Source organism: Pseudomonas sp. P1_F7, assembly GCF_056405655.1.
Genome location: NZ_JBFUBR010000025.1, coordinates 1 through 19,105 on the forward strand (window position 1 = coordinate 1; position 19,105 = coordinate 19,105).

Sequence of the window (19,105 nt, forward strand, 5' to 3'; positions counted from 1 at the left end):
GGCGGGCGCCCACTGGATCACATCCGGCGAAGCAATCGGGCCGATCTCCTTGCGCACCCAGTTTTTCAGTTCCAGGCGCAGCTGCTCGTTCGGCTCTTCACCGTTTTTAAGGGTGACATACACATAGATGCCCTGCCCCTTGATGTCGTGCGGCACGCCGACCACMGCGGCTTCGGCGACTTTCGGGTGAGCGACCATCGCGCTTTCGATCTCGGCGGTGCCCATRCGGTGGCCGGACACGTTGAGCACGTCGTCCACGCGACCGGTGATCCAGTAGTAACCATCGGCATCGCGACGGGCGCCGTCACCGGTGAAGTACATGCCRCGGAAGGTCTTGAAGTAAGTGTCGACGAAGCGGTCATGGTCGCCAAACAGCGTACGCGCCTGRCCTGGCCACGAATCGAGRATCACCAGGTTRCCYTCGGCCTCGCCTTCGATGATGTTGCCCAGGTTRTCCACCAGYGCCGGCACCACGCCGAAGAACGGACGCGCCGCAGAGCCTGGCTTGAGCGCGTGAGCACCCGGTAGCGGGCTCATCATGTTGCCGCCGGTTTCGGTCTGCCACCAGGTATCGACGATCGGGCAACGGGACTTGCCGACATTCTTGTAGTACCAGTCCCAAGCTTCCGGGTTGATCGGCTCGCCCACCGAACCCAACAGGCGCAGGCTGCTGCCATCAGCACCTTCAACGGCAGCGGTGCCCGAGGCCATCATGGCGCGGATCGCGGTCGGTGCGGTGTAGAGGATGTTGACCTTGTGCTTGTCGACGATCTTCGCCACCCGGGTGATGTCCGGGTAGTTCGGCACGCCTTCGAACAGCAGCGTGGTCGCGCCGTTAGCCAGCGGACCGTAGACGATATAGCTGTGGCCGGTGACCCAGCCGACATCGGCGGTGCACCAGTAGATTTCACCCGGGCGGTAGTCGAACACGCGCTCGTGGGTCATGGCTGCGTACAGCAAGTAGCCGCCGGTGGTGTGCTGCACACCCTTCGGCTTGCCGGTGGAGCCGGAGGTGTAAAGGATGAACAGCGCTTCTTCGGCGCCCATTTCTTTCGGCGCGCACACGGTGCCCGCCACTTTCATCAGGTCCTCGAACCAGATGTCGCGATGCTGGTTCCACTTGATGTCGCCACCGGTGCGCTTGCACACGATGACTTTCTGGATGCTGCTGGTTTCCGGGTTGGTCAGCGCGTCATCGACGTTGGCCTTGAGCGGGATCTTCTTGCCGGCACGGATGCCTTCGTCAGCGGTGATCACCACTTTGGATTTGCAGTCGATGATGCGACCGGCCAGGGCTTCCGGAGAGAAACCGCCGAACACCACCGAGTGAATCGCGCCGATCCGGGTACAGGCCAGCATGGCGACCACGGCTTCRGGGATCATCGGCATATAGATAGTCACCACGTCGCCGCGGTGCACGTCCTGRCCACGCAGGGCGTTGGCGAACTTGCASACTTGCTCGTGCARYTCGCGGTARGTGATGTTGCGGCTTTCGGCAGGGTCATCGCCCTCCCAGATGATCGCAACCTGATCACCGCGCTCGGCCAGATGGCGGTCGAGGCAGTTGTAGGAAACGTTCAGGGTGCCGTCGGCGAACCATTTGATGTCGACATGGTGATCGTCGAAGGAAGTCTGCTTCACCGTGGTGAAAGGCTTGATCCAGTCGAGGCGCTTGGCTTGCTCGCGCCAGAAGCCGTCCGGGTTGACGACCGACTGCTGGTACATGGCCTTGTAGGTCGCCTCGTCGGTCAGCGTGTTAGCCAGAACCTCGGGACGAACGGGATACAGGGAAGCCGCACTCATCTTTCTTACCTCGGTGTCTCAAGCCCGCCCGTGATGGTGTTGTGCTCTTTTGACGACAAGTCATATTCGGAAGCGGTTGAGCAATATGGATTTGGACTTCGTACTGTTTCTTACTTCGTCTGATCCAATTGACCTGGGTGGCATCAGTGACGCAATAACCTACGTAACGGGACCCCATCTTTGAGTACTGGGGATTTAATTACGATATAACTGAAATATTTGGAGATACCGATATTTTTGTCCAGCAGCCCTTCGATCACTTCCTGATAATGCTGAATACTGCAGGTCATGAAGCGCACCAGGTAATCGTAACCGCCGCTGACTAAATGGCACTCAAGTACCTCATCGACCAAACGAATATTGGATTCGAACTTAGCGAAGTCCTCTCGTTTATGGTCGCTGAGCGTGATCTCAGTAAATACCGTGACCGAGTCGGTGATCTTGGCAAGGTTTAGATGAGCTCTATACCCGGAAATATAGCCGGCCGACTCAAGCCGTTTGACCCGCTGCAAGCATGGACTGGATGACAGGCCCACCGCATCGGCCAGACTGACGTTGGTCATTCGACCGTCTTTTTGAAGTTCAACCAGGATACTGATATCAATTCGGTCTAGTTTAATTAAACCTTCCATCGGGTACCTCTTGATTGCCGTTCAGATAGACAGTGGTTTTAGCAAACTCAACGTCGCAAAGATAGCTGATGCTGAGCGACCAGGTCAGCCATGCTAGTGATGTGAAAATCAGCGGAATATTCCTGAGTATAATTCTCATGGCTACGGCGGATCAGGCACAAACCAGCCGATTTTGACGGCTGCGCAGGAGGCCTGGAAACCTGCAGAATATTTTCAGGCTCCAGATTGTTGGCCAGCAACCATGCACCGTCCTCCAATGGATTACTGGCTCGGGAATGCAGGTCTTCGGGTAAAATTCCCAAACGCTCACAGAGCTGCTCCCGATCTTCAGCATCACGATCGCAGTACACCAGCAACCGATAGAATTTGCGCAGATACAACATCGCACCAGGCGCGTCCTCGAACAGCGACCAGTTGCATGCCGAACGGGCGAAACTCATGCCCTCTTCCCAACTGGCCTTGAGCCCAAAACGCTCTGCCAGCTGACGATGGGCAAAGCACAATAAGCCACTGAAGCCCAGCTCGGAAAAACGTGGGTAGAGCGTGTGCACCGCCTCGTCAAACTCAGCCAATACCGCTTCCCTGCCTGGCATGCCCGGATGGTTTTCGAGCAAAGGTTGCAGGGCCGTCCAGATACCGGAATCCCGATCGACCAGGACTTCGTCGCAATCGATCAGCAGTGCACGATAATCAGTCAGGTACATGGTGTGTAGCCTCCCATGATGCATTCATCAATCCATGTGCGCTAAATGCCCTCGGTCGGCGCATTGCTACATTGCGCCAACCGAGACCTGAGATTAATCCAACACTCGCAATAATGCCGCTTCAAGAATTGTCAGCGCTTCGTCGATCTGATTTTCTTCGGTTACCAGAGGAGCAAGGAAGCGCAGCACATTTCGGTACACCCCGCATTTGATCACCAACAGCCCGCCAATCCTGGCGTGATCGATAAGTTGTTGGGTGAGTTCTGCATCGGGGCTGCGGGCCTCATCGTCTTTGATCAATTCGATTGCCAGCATGAAGCCAGTGCCGCGCACGTCACCGATACGAGGGTGACGCGCCTGCAAGCGCAGCAAGCCCTGACGCAGCCGCTCACCCAATACCTCACCACGCTCGAGCAACTGATCCTGTTCGTAAGTTTCGATCACCGCCAACGCGGCCGCACAAGCCAGGGCGTTACCGCCGTAGGTACCGCCGAGCCCCCCGGGTAATGGCGCGTCCATGATGTGCGCACGACCTACCACGCCCGATATTGGCAAACCACCTGCGAGACTCTTCGCGACGGTGACCAGATCCGGCTGAATCCCGGCGTGCTGAAAACCGAACCATTTGCCGGTACGGCCGAAACCGGTCTGAATTTCATCGAGAATGAGCACGATGCCATGTTGTTCGGTCAGAGCCCGCAGTGCCTGGAGAAATTCCGGCGGCGCGCAAAGGAAGCCTCCGTCGCCCTGCACCGGCTCAATGATGATCGCAGCTACTCGATCCGGAGCGACTTGGGTCGCCAGCAATTCGTTAAGAGCTTGCAAAGCCATCTCGCTGCTGAAACCGCGATAGGCGTTAGGGTATGGGGTATGGAAGACTTCTGGAGCGAAGGGCCCGAAGTTTTGCTTGTAGGGTTGGCTCATGCCAGTCAGCGTCGTACCCAGTAAAGTACGCCCATGGAAACCGCCACGAAAGGAGATAACGGCTGAACGATTGGTATGTGCGCGGGCGATCTTCACCGCGTTCTCTACCGCCTCTGCACCGGAAGTAAACAGCGCCGCCTTGTAGGCTTCTTGGCCACCCACCAACTTGCACAAGCGCTGTACCAGGTCAATGTAGGGTTTGTAGGCCACCACCTGGAAGCAAGCATGGCTGATCTTTTGCAATTGGGTCTGCACTGCCGCGACCACCTTCGGGTGATTGTGACCGATGTTCAAAACGCCAATGCCGCCGACGAAGTCCAGGTAGCGCGTCCCGTCCACGTCCCACACTTCAGAACCCTGGGCCCGGTCGATGACCAGCGGGTGTGCCGTGACCAAACCCCGTGGCACGAATTGATCGCGCTGACGGAGCAAACTCGGGGTTTCTTCGACTTTACTGTTCATGGCATCTCCCATAGTGAACCTGGCAACCGGGAAACGGCTGCGATGTGTTCCAAAGGTTAAGCTTTCGACGCAATTGTCTAAGCCGAACTTGGCCTCTGAGAAATTCGGATCGACTGTTTTCACCCCGGTAAACAGCAGAATCCTTCAGCTGTGGCCAGCTCCCATCGAATCTGCCGACGTGCACCCCATACAACGCAACGTTATGCGTTTACGCAGATTCTTTCGACATATCCTGCTCTGCCACTCGGGCATGCTGGATACTCCCAATCTAAAGCGAGAAGTTACCCATGGCCCTGCTCTATAAAGCTGACCCGGTGCGCGGCGAACAATGGAAACGCCTATTCGCTGAGCACGCTCCGGATATCGAATGGCGTGCCTGGCCGGATATCGGCGATCCGAAGGATATTCGCTACCTGGCAGCCTGGCAGGCGCCGGACGATCTCGAAACATTGTTGCCAAACCTGCAGGTACTGTTCGCCTTGTCGGCCGGGGTCGACCAACTTGACCTTGACCGTCTGCCAACGACCCTGCCGGTGGTACGTTTACTCGACCCGAGCATCACCCGGGGCATGTGCGAGTACGCCGGTTTTGCGGTGCTCAGCCTGCACCGGGATATGCTCCGTTATCGCCAGCAACAAATGGCTCGGTGCTGGCAGGCTCACCTGCTGCAACCGGCAGCCAAACGTCGGGTAGGTGTGATGGGGCTCGGCACGCAGGCTCAACAGATTCTAGCCACCTTGCAGACCTTTGGATTCGACTTATCAGGCTGGGCACGCAGTGAGCATCGCATTGCCGGGGTGGACTGCTTTGCGGGTGCTGAGCAACTTCCGGCCTTCCTCGGCCGTTGCGACATCGTGGTTTGTGTCTTGCCATTGACCGAGGAGACTAAAGGGATTCTCAACCGACAGTTGTTCCAGCACCTGCCCAAAGGCGCTGCGTTGGTCAACATGGGCCGGGGTGGGCATCTGATAGAAGAGGATCTGCTTGAGGCATTGGCCAGCGGCCAGCTCAGTGCGGCGGTGCTCGATGTACTGGAACAGGAGCCGGCAGCGCCGGACCACCCCTTCTGGCACCATCCGCAGATATTGCTGACACCGCATATCGCCGCAATGACCCAACCGGAAAGTGCGTTTAGCGTGTTGCTGGAGAATATCCGCCGGCATCAACGTGGTGAGTCAATGCTTGGCCAGGTTGACCGCAAGCGAAGTTATTAACCTCCGGCGGTCAACTCACCAGTAACAACCAACCGGCGCCAGATTTTTTTACTTCTCTGAGGCAAATCTGGCGCTATACAAAACAGACCTGATGCTCATCCCATTTTGCTGTTTCTGCGCACACCTACCCCCAAGAATCAGCCGACATTTGCTGCCGATCTCACCCCCCGATTGAGCACTAATTGCGGCTCGTGAAGCCGCAACTTATGCAATCTACCGAATTGACTGCACCCCATTGTCAGGTCTCGCCGTAACTGCGATACAGCCACCGCTGCGGCGCCCGGCTGCTGGTCAAGTCCACCGCAAGGCGCTGATCGACAGGACTCTCCCGGGCTTACTTCGCAGTGGTTTACCTGAGCTGCCGCAAGGGCATCGCCTGCCGCGCAGATTACCAACACTAATAAGATCAAATGGGGTAAGCGATGAACATCGCAAAACTAAGCTCTCTCTCCTTGGCTGTCATTGCCGCCACCACGCAACTGGCAATAGCGGGTCAGCAACAGCAAGCCAATGGCTTCATTGAAGACAGCAGCCTCGGGTTGCTCAACCGTAATTTCTACATGAATCGCGACTTCCGTAATGGCGGCAGCAATAGCCAAGGTACCAACGGCTCCAAGCCGGCCAGCGAGCGCAATGGCTATCGCGAGGAGTGGGCACAAGGGGCCATGCTCAACTTCGCCTCTGGTTTCACTCAGGGAACCATCGGCTTCGGCACCGATGCCTTCGCCTATGGTGGAGTAAAGCTGGACACTGGCCGTGGCCGGGTCGGCAACGGCCTGCTGCCCATCAGCAACAATCGCACCGCCGAAGCCGACGTGCCAGATAGCTATGGCGAGATCGGCGGCGCAGTGAAGATGCGCATTTCCTCCACTGTACTGAAGTACGGCGAACAACGCCCCACCGCTCCGGTATTCGCCACCGGCGACAACCGCTTGCTGCCGGAAACCGCTACCGGCTTCCAACTGTCGAGCAACGAATTCGATGCCTTATCCTTCGAGGGTGGCCACTTCACCGCATTCAACAATCGCAATTCAACCAACTCCAATGACAAGCTGCTCACTACATACGGGGGGACCGAAGCCGACAGCGTCGACTTCATCGGCGGCACCTATAAAATCAACGAAAACCTTAGCCTGAAGGCGTACACCAGTGAGGCCGAGAATGTCTGGCGTCAGCACTTCGGCAGTGCCTCCTATACGATTCCTCTGGCTGACCAGCAGTCGCTGAATTTTGGCTTGATAGCCTATAAGACCCAGGACCAAGGCGAAGCGCGTGCCGGCAAACTGGACACCACGAGTTGGTCGGCGAAGGCAGCCTATTCCTTCGGTGCCCACAAGCTCACCCTGGCTTATCAGAAGATCGATGGCGACGAGTATTTCGATTACATCGGCGTGGACTCGATCTGGCTGGCCAACTCGATTCAGTACTCCGACTTCAACGCCCCCAACGAGCGCTCCATCCAGGCTCGTTATGACCTGAACATGGCTCCATTCGGCATACCGGGGCTGAGCTTCATGGCCCGCTATGTCAAAGGTGATCAAATCGATGGCACCAAGGCCGATCCGAAGGGCGCCTATGCCAACAAGGTGGGTGACGACCAGAAGGAATGGGAACGTGACCTGGAAGCCAAATACGTGGTCCAGGGAGGGGCCGCCAAGGACCTGTCCTTCCGCCTGCGCCAGGCTACGCACCGCGCGACCTCGTTCGAGAGCGATATCGACGAAGTCCGCCTGATCATCGAGTACCCGCTGAGCATTCTGTAACGGTTGATCCTGGCCGGTTTTGCTCGTGGTCCGGCCGACTTTCTTGGAGGTCTGCTCCCGCTCCCTTAGCCTTGAGGCGCCCATCCGGGCGCCTTTTTTTTAAGCAATCCCTTCATCAGAAGTGCCTTTTGCTTTGGCCAGCATCCTGAAAACCGACCCAGTATTTGCTGCCGATCCCGCGTCTCATTTGAGCAGTAACTGTGGCCTGCCGCGCTGTCGCTTACAGAATCTGCCGAATCAATGGCCGCCTCTTGTCAGGCCTTCCAGCAGGTGAGATACCAATACTTTCAGCGGAGAAATCCGACCGGTCACGCTCCCTGTCTACGGAGATCTTTCATGTCCAACTCGCAACGCCCTGCGTATAGCTATCGCCCCATGACACCGGCCGATGTGCCGTTGGCCCACGCCTTGTCTGTACAGTTGAAATGGCCCCACCGCCTGGAGGAATGGGCCATGTTGCAGCGCATCGCGCAGGGTTTTGTCGTAGAAGATGGAGGTCGCCTGATCGGTAGCGCGTTCACCTGTGCACAGGGAGATTACGCCACTATCGGCCTGGTGATCGTCAGTGATGAGTACCAGGGCCAGGGTATAGGTCGCAAGCTGATGGAACTGGCACTTGAGGCTTGCGGATCACGTACCGCCATGCTCAATGCGACGCTAGCCGGTGCCCCACTTTATGCCAGCCAGGGATTCATTGACTTTGGACATATTCAACAACATCAGGGTCATGCGCTGTCCCCAGTACCCAATGATCTGCCAGCCGGTGAGCGCTGCCGCCCGCTGACCAAAGCTGATCGAAGCGATCAAATCGAACTGGCCAACGCCGGCAGCGGCCTGAACAGACAGGCCGTGCTCAATGATCTGTTCGATAGTGTCGAACACTCGGTCGGTATCGAGCGCGAGGGTCAGCTACGCGCCATCGCGATGCTGCGCCCATTCGGCCGTGGTCGCTGCATCGGCCCGGTCATCGCGGAAAGTCCAGAGCAGGCCAAGCACTTGATCGCGGTGTTGTTGGCCCAAGTGCCGGACGCTTTCGTGCGCATGGACATACCGTCCGACAGCGGACTGGCCCCTTGGCTGGAAGAGGCCGGGCTGAAGCAGGTCGACACCGTTGCGCAAATGGCTCGTGGTACCCCACCGCAGGCAATCGGCGGAGTACGCCAGTTTGCGCTGGTGACTCAGGCCATCGGCTGACAAACCCCACAGATCCATCCAACGCCACACGACGCATATTTCTGGAGAAACTCCTTCATGCAAGAGCCCACTGCAGTGCTGCTGGCACACGCCGACGGCAGTCCCGCTTCAACAAAATTTACCCCCGGTTCGCTAGGGGCCAACGATCCTTTCGACAGGCACATTGCATATGTCGGGACGGATGACATTGCTGCCGGAGTGGTCCAGGCGAGCGGACAATTCAGCGTCAATGAATATCCCTACAGCGAAATGATCGTGGTACACGCGGGACAAGTCATCCTGCAGAGCCAGGATGGCACGCTCCAACTCAATCCCGGTGACAGCGCCGTGATTGCCCGGGGGACAGCGATTCAGGTCGAGGCACAACCCGACTCTCTCTGGGCATTCTGCGCCGATACCCAGCTCGTTGAGGCATGCAATCCCGGGTTAACGCCTCTCCCCCAGCTAACCCTGCTCTCTCCCTCGGCAGCACCGGATGCAGAAATTCTGCTAAGTCCGGCACCGCAATGTCGCTCGCACAATTTATTTGTCGAAGAACCGACCAACCTGCGCATCGGCGTCTGGGACTCGACACCCTATACCCGCAAGGCGAGGCCGCACATGCTGCATGAACTGATGCACTTGCTCGAAGGCAGCGTCACCCTCCAGGTGGCGGACGGGACTCATCTGACGGTCAACAGTGGCGATACGGTGTTCGTGCCCCGAGGCGCCCCATGCGCCTGGAAGAGCAGCGCCTATGTACGCAAGTTCTACGTCGTCAAATAACTCGAACCGCGTTAGCGCCGGCAGATGAGTTGTCCTCCGCCGGCCCCACCACAAAACCGATCAATCACTTGTGGAGTACAGACAATGGGATTGGGTGGCTTCAGTACCGGAAAACTCCTGATCATCCTGTTGATCGTGGTCATGCTGTTCGGAACCAGGCGCCTGAAAGGCTTGGGGTCGGATCTCGGTGACACGATCAGGGGGTTCCGCAAATCCATGGGCGACGATACGCCAGTCACCGAGGAGCCCAGGGACCCGCCCATTGACGCTCAGGCGCGCACGCTCGAAGACTCGGTAAAAAATACTAACCCCTAATTTATATCGGCTTTAACGAACTGCTATTGATGGTTCAGGCAGCTCTAAAGAGATCACTAATCGTGGCGTGAAGATCGTGGGCGTGGCGAGCACCCAAGCCCCAGTCACAATTCAAACAGAGGTGAGAAGCGGGAATGGAAGTGCAGCTGATGTCAGACAAGTCTGTCGCTGGGGAAGCATTCTGGGAGCGCGTGTGCGCAGCCTATCCTGAGCAGCGCCCCCTATTGAACCTGAACAACGCGGCCGTGAGTCCGCCGCCGATGGTGGTAGAGCAAGCTATGATCGATGCCTATCGGCTGATCAGTCAAAACCCGGACGTCAATATGTGGAGCAAGCTCGACGCCGAGCTCCCTACGATCAAGCAACAGCTGGCTGACATGGCCGATTGCGGTCCCGACGAGATCGCCTTGAACCGCAACTCATCCGAAGGCTTGTCGACAGCCATCTTCGGCATTCCATTGAAGGCCGGCGACCAAGTGCTGGTCTCACTGTGGGACTATCCGAGCGTAATAGCCGGATGGTTGCAGCGTCAGCAGCGCGAAGGCATCGAAGTGGTGACCGTCGACTTCGACCTGATGGACGATGAGAATGTCATCGTGCAAGCTTATGCGCAGGCAATTACCCCGCGTACACGGGTGATCCAGCTGACCCACATGCTGCATTGGACCGGGCGGGTCCTACCGGTCAAGCGCATCTGTGCGCTAGCCCGGGCGCGGGCGATTGTCACGGTGGTGGACGGTGCCCAGACGTTTGCACAGATGCCGCTCAGCTTCCGCGAACTGGATTGCGACTACTTCGTCACCAGCCTCCACAAATGGCTGGGGGCGCCGGTCGGCAATGGCATGCTAATTGTCAGGCGCGACCGAATCGACAGCACCTGGCCGTTGCTGGGGCCTTTCGATACTCCGCCGCTACAGATCGACAAGTTCGACCACTGGAATCTCGGCACCTATAACTCGGCGATACAGGCCGGCATTGCCCCGGCTATCCATTTCCATGCGCAAATCGGCACACGAGTCATTCACGCGCGCCTACAGGAGCTGACCCGCTACTGGGTTGACCTCGCCAGCGACATTCCCGGTTTCAGGCTCCACACGCCACTTGATACCGTCGAGCTGGGCGCAGTAACCCTGTTCTCTATCGATCAATGCGATGCTCGATGGGTTGAGCAGGAGCTTCGAAAAACCCACGGGGTGCATGTCAAGTTCCGCGAGATCAGGCACATAAGCGGACTTCGGGTATCGCCGGGCATCTACACGCAAAAGAGCGATCTGTGCCGCTTTGTCGAGGCGTTAAAGCAGGTGGTTGCAAGCAGGTCAGTCAAGGGTAAATCGGACCTGTAGGAGCCCGGCTTGCCCTGACTGTTTAAACCCCGGCAATGGCTTCGCGAACGAAGTCTTCATAGGTGCGCAGCGGGTGCCCAATGATGGCCTCTAGCCGGTCCACTGTTCCGTCAGCCGCTTGCATGCCGAACTTCTGGATACCCGCCATCATCAGGCGCATGTCATAAGCCAACCAGGTGGGACCGTACGAAGCCAGCTGTCCTTCGAAGGCCGCTACATCGTCACCGCCGTAGGCAATGTCGCGACCCAGGGCGGAACTCCAGATCTTCGCCACGCAGGCACCGGTAAGTGCCTGCGGCCCGACTAACTCCAGCGTTACACGATCCAGGGCAGAAGATGCTTTGTCGCGTCGCAGCAACTCTGCAACGGCAACATCGGCGATGTCACGCGCATCTATCATCGAAACGCCCGCCGAGCCGATCGGCATCGGGTATACCGAGTAGTTCTGAATCGTCTGCTGGACCATGAGTTCGTTTTGCATGAAGTAAGCCGGACGCAGAATGGTTGCGGGGATGTCGAGGCTTTCGATCATGCGTTCAACCGTATGCTTGCCGGTGAAGTGCGGAACATTGGTGAACTTGTCGGCATGAATCACCGACAGGTAGACGATGCGCTCGATGCCAGCCTCGCGAGCGAGGTTCAGCGTGATGAGGGCTTGCGTCACCTCATCCGGCGTAACGGCGTTGAGCAGGAACAGCGTCCGCACCGACGACAGCGCGACGCGCATCGACGGTACATCGGTGAGGTCTGCGACAACTTCAGTGACGCTGGCCGGGAAGTCGCGCTTACCCGATTGGCGCACAAGGGCTTTGACCTCGGCGCCCGCGTCGGCAAGGCCCTGAGTGATGAGTGAACCAATGGTGCCCGTGGCACCGATGACAAGAATGCTCATTTTTGAATCTCCTGCAGTGGATATATAGGGTGGGTCAGCGAGTGAAGTCCGCAACGACCTTGCCAGTCCGTGAAACGCTGCGATTGCGTTCGATGGCCTCAGGGATGTCGGCGAAGCCAACGACCTTGCCGATCCTGTAGTGCAGCGTGCCACTGGCGATTTCCTGAACCAGCGACCCCAGAAGTTCGGGGTCGGGTTTGTTCATGAACCAAAGGCCTCGGCGATTCGCAGGTGTGCGCGCCAAGATCTCGGGTGATGACGTGCCGACAATGACGCCGTTTTCCGCCAGCACCTGCCACGAGCGATCCAGTACCTCACCCCCGACGTAGTCGAGTACCAGGTCAATGTCCCGGACTACGTCCTCGAAACGTTGAGATTGATAGTCGATGACATGATCGGCGCCGAGGCTGCGCACATAATCCAGGTCAGCCGTGGCCGCAGTTGCGAAGACCTCGGCGGCTGCCCGCTTGGCGTACTGCACTGCATATCCGCCCAGCGCCCCTGCCGCGCCATGGATAAGGATTCGCTGGCCTGGATGGATCGGTCCTGCGTGATGAAGACTCTTCCAGGCCGCCACGGCTGCTACGGGTATGGCGGCAGCATGGACGTCTTCAAGATTTTCAGGCGTAAGGGAGAGGCTCGCTTCACTGACAGTCACGAATTCGGCGTACGCGCCCAGTCCTCCCACCGCACCCATGACGCGCTCGCCAACACGAAAGCGAGAGGCTCCGGGGCCGACAGCCTCGACAACCCCCGCCAGTTCGGCGCCGAGTACTATTGGCAGTGGAAGCGGGAAAGCATTTCGCACATAGCCTTCACGGACCTTCCAATCGATGCCGTTCACTCCGGCGGCTCGAACTCGAACCAGAACCTGGCCTTGCCCTGGTTCTGGCTTTTCGATCTCGGCCACTTCCGCGGCGTCAGCGCCACCGTATGCCCGGATCAGTACAGCGCGTTGCATGGTGCTCATTGCAGTTCCTCGTATCGAGTTCCGATGACGAGAAGATATGCTGTTGCACAGACAAAGCAGAGACACCAAAATGCAGACACTTCGTTTCAAAAGTGGAACACCATGAACCTGAACGCTCTGATCGATTTCATACTCGTCGCAACGAATGAGGGGCTGGGAAAGGCAAGCCGTGCGAGCGGTATCTCCAAAGCCACCTTATCGCGCCGAATCTCCGACCTTGAGGAACAACTGGGCGTGAGGCTGATCGAGCGCAGCGCTCGCGGCCTGAAGCTCACCGAAGCTGGCGAAATGCTGATGGCTCGAACAGAAGGTCCTTTGGGCGAGGTGGCCGAAGCCATGACGGCGGCCCGTGAAGGCGTATCGACGCCTCGCGGACGCTTGCGTGTTGCTTCCCCGGTCCTGTTCTCGCAGCTTGCGATGGGCCGCATTGGCGCTGAATTCTGTGCGGCCTACCCAGAGGTCGTAATCGAAGTCGTGGCGGAGGATCGCCTGGTCGACCTTGTAGAGGAACAATTTGACGTCGCCATCCGGATCAATCCGAGCCCAGACAGCAGTCTGGTCGGCCGCTGCTTCGCCAAGGACCGGCTGGTTGTAGTGGCTGCGCCTGAAGTACCTAAGCCAATGCCCGGCGCGACCAGACCGGTTCCCAGCATCGTGGTTTCGAGTTTCCAGCCCACCCACTGGAAACTCGATGGAGGACACTTGGTCCTGGAGCCCATCCCCAAGCTGCGGTTCTCTTCCTTCATGATGATCCGCGATGCTGCTGTCGCAGGTGGTGGTGCAGCCCTCATTCCACAGTCCATCGCATGGAACCAGCTTGCCAGTGGCGAGTTGGTTCAATGGGGCACGGTATCGGGTGTAGAAGCTGAACTCTGGGTCTTGCACACGTCCAGGCGTCTTGCTGCTCCGAAGGTTCGCGCATTTGTCGATTTCATGTGCGCTAAATACCCGGACATGTCTCTGGTACTCAAAGGGTAGAAGACCATTCATAGATCTCGGGTACAGTTGCGCCAGGCGAGTAGCTACATTTCTGGCTTGAGTCGCCATCCGGTCGGATGGACTTTCCCCTGATGTTCAAGAAACTCTACCCAGTGCACATCGCTATTTGCCAAAAAAAAGCCCGCAGTGTGAACGGGCTAAAAGGGTGATGCACAAGTATGAACAGAGCTTTCTGACCGACCTGTTGTTACCTCAGTTCAAAGCGCCGCGGCGATTGCCATTCCGACATCCTGGGTCGAGCCCTGTCCACCCAGATCAGGGGTGATCGGTCCCTCGGAGATGACCTGCTCGATGGCCTTCAGAATACCGTCATGGGCCGCCCGGTAGCGCTCATCGCCATTGCCCAGGAAGTCCAGCATCAAGGCACCGGACCAGATCATCGCAATCGGATTGGCAATGTTCTGCCCATAGATATCCGGCGCCGAGCCATGGACCGGTTCGAAAAGCGAGGGGAAGCGCCGCTCCGGATCGAGGTTGGCCGAAGGAGCGATGCCGATGGTACCGGCACAGGCAGGTCCCAGGTCGGACAGAATGTCGCCGAACAAATTCGACGCCACCACCACATCGAAACGATCTGGTTGCAGCACGAAGCGCGCACAGAGAATGTCGATGTGTTGCTTGTCCCAAGTGACGTCCGGGTACTGCTGCGCCATTAACGCCGTGCGTTCATCCCAGTACGGCATGCTGATGGAAATGCCGTTGGACTTGGTCGCCGCGGTCAGGCGCTTGCGCGGCCGGGTCTGGGCCAGATCGAAGGCGAACTTGAGAATCCGGTCTACGCCGCGCCGGGTGAACACCGACTCCTGCAGCACGAACTCATGCTCGGTGCCTTCGAACATCTTGCCGCCGACCGACGAATACTCGCCCTCGGTGTTTTCGCGGATCACCACGAAGTCGATGTCCCCGGCTTCGCGTCCGGCCAGCGGACACGGTACACCGGGAAACAGCCGCACCGGACGGATATTCACGTATTGGTCAAAGTCACGGCGGAACTTCAGCAGCGAACCCCACAGGGAAATGTGATCCGGCACTTTATCCGGCCAGCCCACGGCGCCAAAGTAAATCGCGTCGAAGCCCTTGAGTTGTTCAAACCAGTCGGCGGGCATCATCTGCCCGTGTTCCAGGTAGTAATCACAGTGCGCCCAGTCGAGCACTTCAATGCTCAAGTCCAGCTGCCATTTCTTCGCGGCCTGCTCCAGTACCCGCAGCCCTTCAGGCAAGACTTCCTTGCCGATACCATCGCCGGCAATCGCGGCGATTCTGAATGGTTTGCTCATCAATCGTGGCTCCTCAATGTCTGTTCAAACGGTGACCGGATCACAGCCCACCGATGTGGAAGGCTTTGACTTCAAGGTATTCATCCAGGCCGTACTTGCTGCCTTCACGGCCCAGACCCGATTGTTTGATACCGCCGAATGGGGCGACTTCCATGGAAATGAGCCCGGTGTTGAGACCGATCATGCCAAACTCCAGCGCTTCGCCGAACCGCCATGAACGGCGCAAGTCCTGGGTGAAGAAATAGGCGCCCAAGCCATAAGGCGTGGCATTGGCCAAGGTCAGCGCTTCTTCTTCACTGGTAAAGCGCATCAGCGGTGCAACTGGGCCGAAGGTTTCTTCGTTGGCCAGCAACATCCCGGCATGGGCCTCACCGAGCACCGTTGGCTGGACGAACTGACTGTCGCCCTCGGGGGCGCCGCCACAGAGCAGACGGGCTCCCTGACTCAAAGCATCGTCGATATGTCGAGCGACCTTGCTCACCGCTGCCGCATTGATCAGCGGGCCAATGGTCACCTCAAAGTCCAGGCCATTGCCGACCTTGAGCTTGCCCACCTCCTCCACCAGGCGCTGGGCGAAGCGCTCATAGATCCCGTCCTGCACCAGAATCCGGTTGGCGCAGACGCATGTTTGTCCGGCGTTGCGAAACTTGCTGAGCATGATACCGGCCACTGCCTGTTCCAGATCAGCGTCGTCGAACACAATGAATGGCGCGTTACCGCCCAGTTCCAGGCTCAAGCGCTTGATGTGTTCGGCGCTCTGACGCATCAGCAGTCGACCGACAGCGGTGGAACCGGTGAAGGAGATCTTGCGCACCGTCGGGTTGCCGGTCAGTTCTTCGCCGATGCCGACGGGCATACCGGTCACTACGTTGAACACCCCGGCCGGAATGCCGACGCGCTCGGCGAGCACCGCCAGAGCCAAGGCGGACAGCGGAGTCAGATCCGAGGGTTTGACGATGACCGGGCACCCGGCGGCCAGGGCCGGCGCGCACTTGCGGGTGATCATCGCGTTGGGGAAGTTCCATGGGGTGATAGCGGCGCAGACGCCCACGGGTTGCTTGAGGGTCAGCAAGCGGCGGTCGCCGCTGGGTGCAGGTATGGTCTCGCCGTAAACCCGGCGGGCTTCTTCGGCGAACCATTTGACGAAACTGGCGCCATAGCGGATCTCGCCCTTGGCTTCGTTGAGCGGCTTGCCTTGCTCGCAGGTCATGATCAACGCGAGATCGTCCAGGTTGTCGATCATCGCCTGATACCAGCGCTCCAGCAGCGCCGCCCGTTCTGCCGCCGGGCGTGCGCGCCAGGCCGGCCAGGCGCGTTCGGCAGCTTCGATGGCGCGTCGGGTTTCGCTGCCTTGCATCGCCGGTACGCGGGCGAGCAACTGGCCGCTGGCCGGGTCGATAACGTCAAGGGTCGCGGCGTTGTCGGCGCTGATCCACTGACCGTCGATGTAAGCGAGTTCTACCAGCAGGCTGGGGTCTTTCAGGCGATTCTTGAGCATGGTCGAGTCCTGTTCCGAGACAGCCTTCAGTCTATTGTGTCGCCACAGACGAGGATGCTGAAAGCGCCGCCCCGGCAGCCTTGAATGCTGAAAATCAGCATTCGACAGCAGGCTCTACTGTTGGTTTGTGATGGTTATTGTCACGTTCCCTGGTGCCGAGATGCAGCCGGTTATCGGGCATGAATGGGGCGCAACGAGTCTCGGTTAGACGATAAAATGCTTGACCATGCTATTCAGCTCGCTGGCCAGGCCCGCGAGTTCCCGGCTAGAGGCCTGGCTCTGATTGGCCCCGACCGTGGCCTGCTGGGAAACATCACGAATATTGAGCAGGTTGCGATCCACCTCACGGGCAACCTGGGATTGCTCTTCGGTGGCACTTGCAATACACAGATTGCGTTCGTTGATCTGGGCGATGTCGTCTACGATGGCATTCAGCACCGCGCCCGCCGCGCGGGCGACCTCCAGGGTCTCCCGGGTTTTACCATTACTGTTTTGCATCGCTCGCAGGGTGCCGTGACTGCTTTTTTGCACCGAGCCGATGATGGTCTCAATCTGTTTGGTCGACTCCTGGGTTCGTTGCGCCAAAGCCCGAACCTCGTCGGCCACCACGGCGAAACCCCGTCCGCTTTCGCCCGCACGAGCCGCCTCGATCGCTGCATTCAAGGCGAGCAGATTCGTTTGCTCGGCTATGCCGCGAATCACATCCAACACCGAGCCAATGTCACCTATCTGGCCTGCCAGGGTTTGCAGGGCGCTTGCGGTATCCTCGATATCCTCGGTCAACGATTCGATCGCACCGACTGTACGGCTGACGCTCTCTTGCCCCTGACGCGAACGCTGGTCTGCTGCTTGAGAAACCTCCGAGGCCCAAGCGGCATTTCGCGCCACGTCTTCGATCGCCCCCGTCATCTCTGTGACCGCAGTGGCCGCCTGGTCGAGTTCAGCGCTTTGGCGTTGCACACCACGGGTAGCGTTATCGGTCACTGAACTTAACTGAGCGGAAGTCGTGGCCACTCGCTCGGAAGAACTCAAAACCTGCCTGACCGTACTGCGCAGGTTCATTTGCATGCGCTCAAGCGCCTGCAGCAGGCGCGCCGCTTCATCCATGCCAACGATAACCAATGGTTGGGTCAGGTCACCCTTGGCGATACGCTCGGCGGCCGCCATGGCAATCGCCAACTGTTTAAGCAGACGCAGTACGATCAATGTCGCCAAGGTACCGCCGGCTAACAACAGTGCCAACAGACCTGTGGACATCAGGACGAGGCGGTGCCGGTCACTGTCGCGGCGTTTCTCCAGCGCCTCATCGAGTGCCGTCAGCGCTGAACGGCCAAGGGCGTACAAAGCGTCAACAGGTTTGTTGTAAGCAGTCAGATAGTCGCCGACCGGGTAATTCAGCTTAAGCGCGTACAGGGCATCGGTAGGCTCGTTATTCCCTGCGGGGTTTACGCTGGGCGCGAAATCCAGGTCCATTTCGACGGCCGATACCAATCGCGCATTGCTGAGTTCAAGCGCCTGCTGGATTTGCGGACCTAGCGCCATTAGCGGCGCTTCCAGCAGAGTCTTGAGTTCGGGCTTGGCGGCACTCGCCTTGGTCAAGGCACGTGTCGTCTTGTCAACGCTGCTCAGCGCCTGGGTGGCCAGGCCACGCAGTGCACCTTGTTGCTCAGGCAGGATCCGGCCCTGCGCCAGATACAGGCTACCGGCACCCCGCAACTGACCCAACAACTCGCTGGCTTGCGGCAACTCGATCAGGGCACCCGCCATCAGCGAGTAAGTCTCTAAAACCGGGTCCAGGGACAATTTGAAGTGATCGAGCATTGCATCCTCGATCAGCAGGTAGGCTGCGATCAACTGGCTATGCCGGGCCAGACTCTGCGGGCCCTTGACTGTGGCCTGGCCAACCTGGCCGGCCAGTTCTTGCCATTGTTGCTGCGCCTGTCGCCAGGCAGCCAGAATGGTGGGGGCGACTTGGGCCTCCTGTAAAATCTGCTCGGTTGCCTCGACGGCACGATCCACTTCGGCCTGCTTGTCCAGACGGGCTTTGTGCAAGTCCCGATTGCCGGTAAGCACGACGGACGCCAAATCGCGATGCTGCTGCGTCAAGTGGATTAGCTGGAGCAACGCCTGCACTGGTCGTATGCCCCGCAGCTCCAGATTTGTCTGGTGGCTATTTTGGTACGCACCCAGTACGTAGAGGCTGGCAGGAATGGCAATCAGGGTCACGGCTAGCAAGCCGAGCAAGACGAACTTGCCAGCAAATGTCAGGCGCTCAAGCACTTTCATGGGGGGACTCCGGAAGGGTTGCGAGTGGCTGGCGGTTTTTCTGAACAGGCACAGTCAAGCAAGC

General features: G+C 58.5%; 16 protein-coding genes. 7 read left to right on the plus strand and 9 right to left on the minus strand.

Going from position 1 to position 19,105, the window contains the following annotated elements; genetic code table 11:
• The 4 genes from acs to gabT all read right to left on the minus strand — a co-directional run.
• Positions 1–1,803, minus strand: a 1,803-nt coding sequence (acs, locus tag AC1D1M_RS28320; RefSeq protein WP_477778241.1) for an acetate--CoA ligase, incomplete at its 3' end; no start/stop codon positions are given.
• Between the two features lie 143 nt (positions 1,804–1,946).
• Positions 1,947–2,435: an Lrp/AsnC family transcriptional regulator gene (locus AC1D1M_RS28325; protein WP_008017091.1), complete on the minus strand. Its 489-nt coding sequence runs from the start codon at positions 2,433–2,435 to the stop codon at positions 1,947–1,949.
• Positions 2,436–2,482: 47 nt separating this feature from the next.
• Positions 2,483–3,139: an HAD family hydrolase gene (locus AC1D1M_RS28330; RefSeq protein WP_477778242.1), complete on the minus strand. Its 657-nt coding sequence runs from the start codon at positions 3,137–3,139 to the stop codon at positions 2,483–2,485.
• Positions 3,140–3,232: 93 nt separating this feature from the next.
• On the minus strand, positions 3,233–4,525 hold the full coding sequence (gene gabT, locus AC1D1M_RS28335) for a 4-aminobutyrate--2-oxoglutarate transaminase (RefSeq protein ID WP_477778243.1): 1,293 nt from the start codon (positions 4,523–4,525) through the stop codon (positions 3,233–3,235).
• 287 nt (positions 4,526–4,812) lie between these two features.
• Here gabT and AC1D1M_RS28340 point away from each other — a divergent pair, with 287 nt between their 5' ends.
• The 6 genes from AC1D1M_RS28340 to AC1D1M_RS28365 all read left to right on the plus strand — a co-directional run bounded on the left by AC1D1M_RS28340 (position 4,813) and on the right by AC1D1M_RS28365 (position 11,119).
• On the plus strand, positions 4,813–5,739 hold the full coding sequence (locus AC1D1M_RS28340; protein ID WP_477778244.1) for a 2-hydroxyacid dehydrogenase: 927 nt from the start codon (positions 4,813–4,815) through the stop codon (positions 5,737–5,739).
• 422 nt (positions 5,740–6,161) lie between these two features.
• Entirely contained in the window at positions 6,162–7,502 is a 1,341-nt protein-coding gene (locus AC1D1M_RS28345) for an OprD family porin (RefSeq protein ID WP_477778245.1), read from the plus strand.
• A 336-nt stretch (positions 7,503–7,838) separates the two neighbouring features.
• The gene (locus tag AC1D1M_RS28350; RefSeq protein ID WP_477778246.1) at positions 7,839–8,696 is read left to right on the plus strand and encodes a GNAT family N-acetyltransferase; all 858 of its coding nucleotides are present in this window, start codon (positions 7,839–7,841) and stop codon (positions 8,694–8,696) included.
• Between the two features lie 57 nt (positions 8,697–8,753).
• Positions 8,754–9,461, plus strand: coding sequence for a cupin domain-containing protein (locus AC1D1M_RS28355; RefSeq protein ID WP_477778247.1), 708 nt, complete (start codon positions 8,754–8,756; stop codon positions 9,459–9,461).
• Positions 9,462–9,545: 84 nt separating this feature from the next.
• The gene (tatA, locus tag AC1D1M_RS28360; protein WP_477778248.1) at positions 9,546–9,776 is read left to right on the plus strand and encodes a twin-arginine translocase TatA/TatE family subunit; all 231 of its coding nucleotides are present in this window, start codon (positions 9,546–9,548) and stop codon (positions 9,774–9,776) included.
• Between the two features lie 134 nt (positions 9,777–9,910).
• Positions 9,911–11,119 carry an aminotransferase class V-fold PLP-dependent enzyme gene (locus AC1D1M_RS28365; protein WP_477778249.1) on the plus strand — a complete coding sequence of 403 codons (1,209 nt, stop codon included), beginning with the start codon at positions 9,911–9,913 and terminating at the stop codon, positions 11,117–11,119.
• Between the two features lie 22 nt (positions 11,120–11,141).
• On the opposite strand, the gene AC1D1M_RS28370 is transcribed toward AC1D1M_RS28365, so the two are convergent.
• Entirely contained in the window at positions 11,142–12,011 is an 870-nt protein-coding gene (locus AC1D1M_RS28370; RefSeq protein ID WP_477778250.1) for an NmrA/HSCARG family protein, read from the minus strand.
• A 34-nt stretch (positions 12,012–12,045) separates the two neighbouring features.
• Entirely contained in the window at positions 12,046–12,981 is a 936-nt protein-coding gene (locus AC1D1M_RS28375; protein ID WP_477778251.1) for an NADP-dependent oxidoreductase, read from the minus strand.
• A 102-nt stretch (positions 12,982–13,083) separates the two neighbouring features.
• Between AC1D1M_RS28375 and AC1D1M_RS28380 the strand changes: the two genes are divergently transcribed.
• Positions 13,084–13,959: a LysR family transcriptional regulator gene (locus AC1D1M_RS28380; RefSeq protein ID WP_477778252.1), complete on the plus strand. Its 876-nt coding sequence runs from the start codon at positions 13,084–13,086 to the stop codon at positions 13,957–13,959.
• Positions 13,960–14,177: 218 nt separating this feature from the next.
• Here AC1D1M_RS28380 and AC1D1M_RS28385 read toward each other — a convergent pair whose 3' ends face one another.
• The 3 genes from AC1D1M_RS28385 to AC1D1M_RS28395 all read right to left on the minus strand — a co-directional run bounded on the left by AC1D1M_RS28385 (position 14,178) and on the right by AC1D1M_RS28395 (position 19,041).
• Positions 14,178–15,257, minus strand: a complete 1,080-nt coding sequence (locus AC1D1M_RS28385) for a tartrate dehydrogenase (RefSeq protein ID WP_477756522.1) — start codon at positions 15,255–15,257, stop codon at positions 14,178–14,180.
• 40 nt (positions 15,258–15,297) lie between these two features.
• Positions 15,298–16,755: an NAD-dependent succinate-semialdehyde dehydrogenase gene (locus tag AC1D1M_RS28390; protein WP_477778253.1), complete on the minus strand. Its 1,458-nt coding sequence runs from the start codon at positions 16,753–16,755 to the stop codon at positions 15,298–15,300.
• A gap of 204 nt (positions 16,756–16,959) precedes the next feature.
• On the minus strand, positions 16,960–19,041 hold the full coding sequence (locus tag AC1D1M_RS28395; protein WP_477778254.1) for a methyl-accepting chemotaxis protein: 2,082 nt from the start codon (positions 19,039–19,041) through the stop codon (positions 16,960–16,962).
• Positions 19,042–19,105: the final 64 nt, after the last annotated feature.

Bases quoted from the DNA above. Each gene is read 5' to 3' on its own strand.
- AC1D1M_RS28355 (WP_477778247.1), top strand. From the start codon at position 8,754: ATGCAAGAGCCCACTGCAGTGCTGCTGGCACACGCCGACGGCAGTCCC.
- AC1D1M_RS28395 (WP_477778254.1), bottom strand. From the start codon at position 19,041: ATGAAAGTGCTTGAGCGCCTGACATTTGCTGGCAAGTTCGTCTTGCTC.
- AC1D1M_RS28370 (WP_477778250.1), bottom strand. From the start codon at position 12,011: ATGAGCATTCTTGTCATCGGTGCCACGGGCACCATTGGTTCACTCATC.
- AC1D1M_RS28325 (WP_008017091.1), bottom strand. From the start codon at position 2,435: ATGGAAGGTTTAATTAAACTAGACCGAATTGATATCAGTATCCTGGTT.
- AC1D1M_RS28385 (WP_477756522.1), bottom strand. From the start codon at position 15,257: ATGAGCAAACCATTCAGAATCGCCGCGATTGCCGGCGATGGTATCGGC.
- AC1D1M_RS28380 (WP_477778252.1), top strand. From the start codon at position 13,084: ATGAACCTGAACGCTCTGATCGATTTCATACTCGTCGCAACGAATGAG.
- AC1D1M_RS28350 (WP_477778246.1), top strand. From the start codon at position 7,839: ATGTCCAACTCGCAACGCCCTGCGTATAGCTATCGCCCCATGACACCG.
- tatA (WP_477778248.1), top strand. From the start codon at position 9,546: ATGGGATTGGGTGGCTTCAGTACCGGAAAACTCCTGATCATCCTGTTG.
- AC1D1M_RS28340 (WP_477778244.1), top strand. From the start codon at position 4,813: ATGGCCCTGCTCTATAAAGCTGACCCGGTGCGCGGCGAACAATGGAAA.
- gabT (WP_477778243.1), bottom strand. From the start codon at position 4,525: ATGAACAGTAAAGTCGAAGAAACCCCGAGTTTGCTCCGTCAGCGCGAT.
- AC1D1M_RS28390 (WP_477778253.1), bottom strand. From the start codon at position 16,755: ATGCTCAAGAATCGCCTGAAAGACCCCAGCCTGCTGGTAGAACTCGCT.
- AC1D1M_RS28330 (WP_477778242.1), bottom strand. From the start codon at position 3,139: ATGTACCTGACTGATTATCGTGCACTGCTGATCGATTGCGACGAAGTC.
- AC1D1M_RS28375 (WP_477778251.1), bottom strand. From the start codon at position 12,981: ATGAGCACCATGCAACGCGCTGTACTGATCCGGGCATACGGTGGCGCT.
- AC1D1M_RS28365 (WP_477778249.1), top strand. From the start codon at position 9,911: ATGGAAGTGCAGCTGATGTCAGACAAGTCTGTCGCTGGGGAAGCATTC.
- AC1D1M_RS28345 (WP_477778245.1), top strand. From the start codon at position 6,162: ATGAACATCGCAAAACTAAGCTCTCTCTCCTTGGCTGTCATTGCCGCC.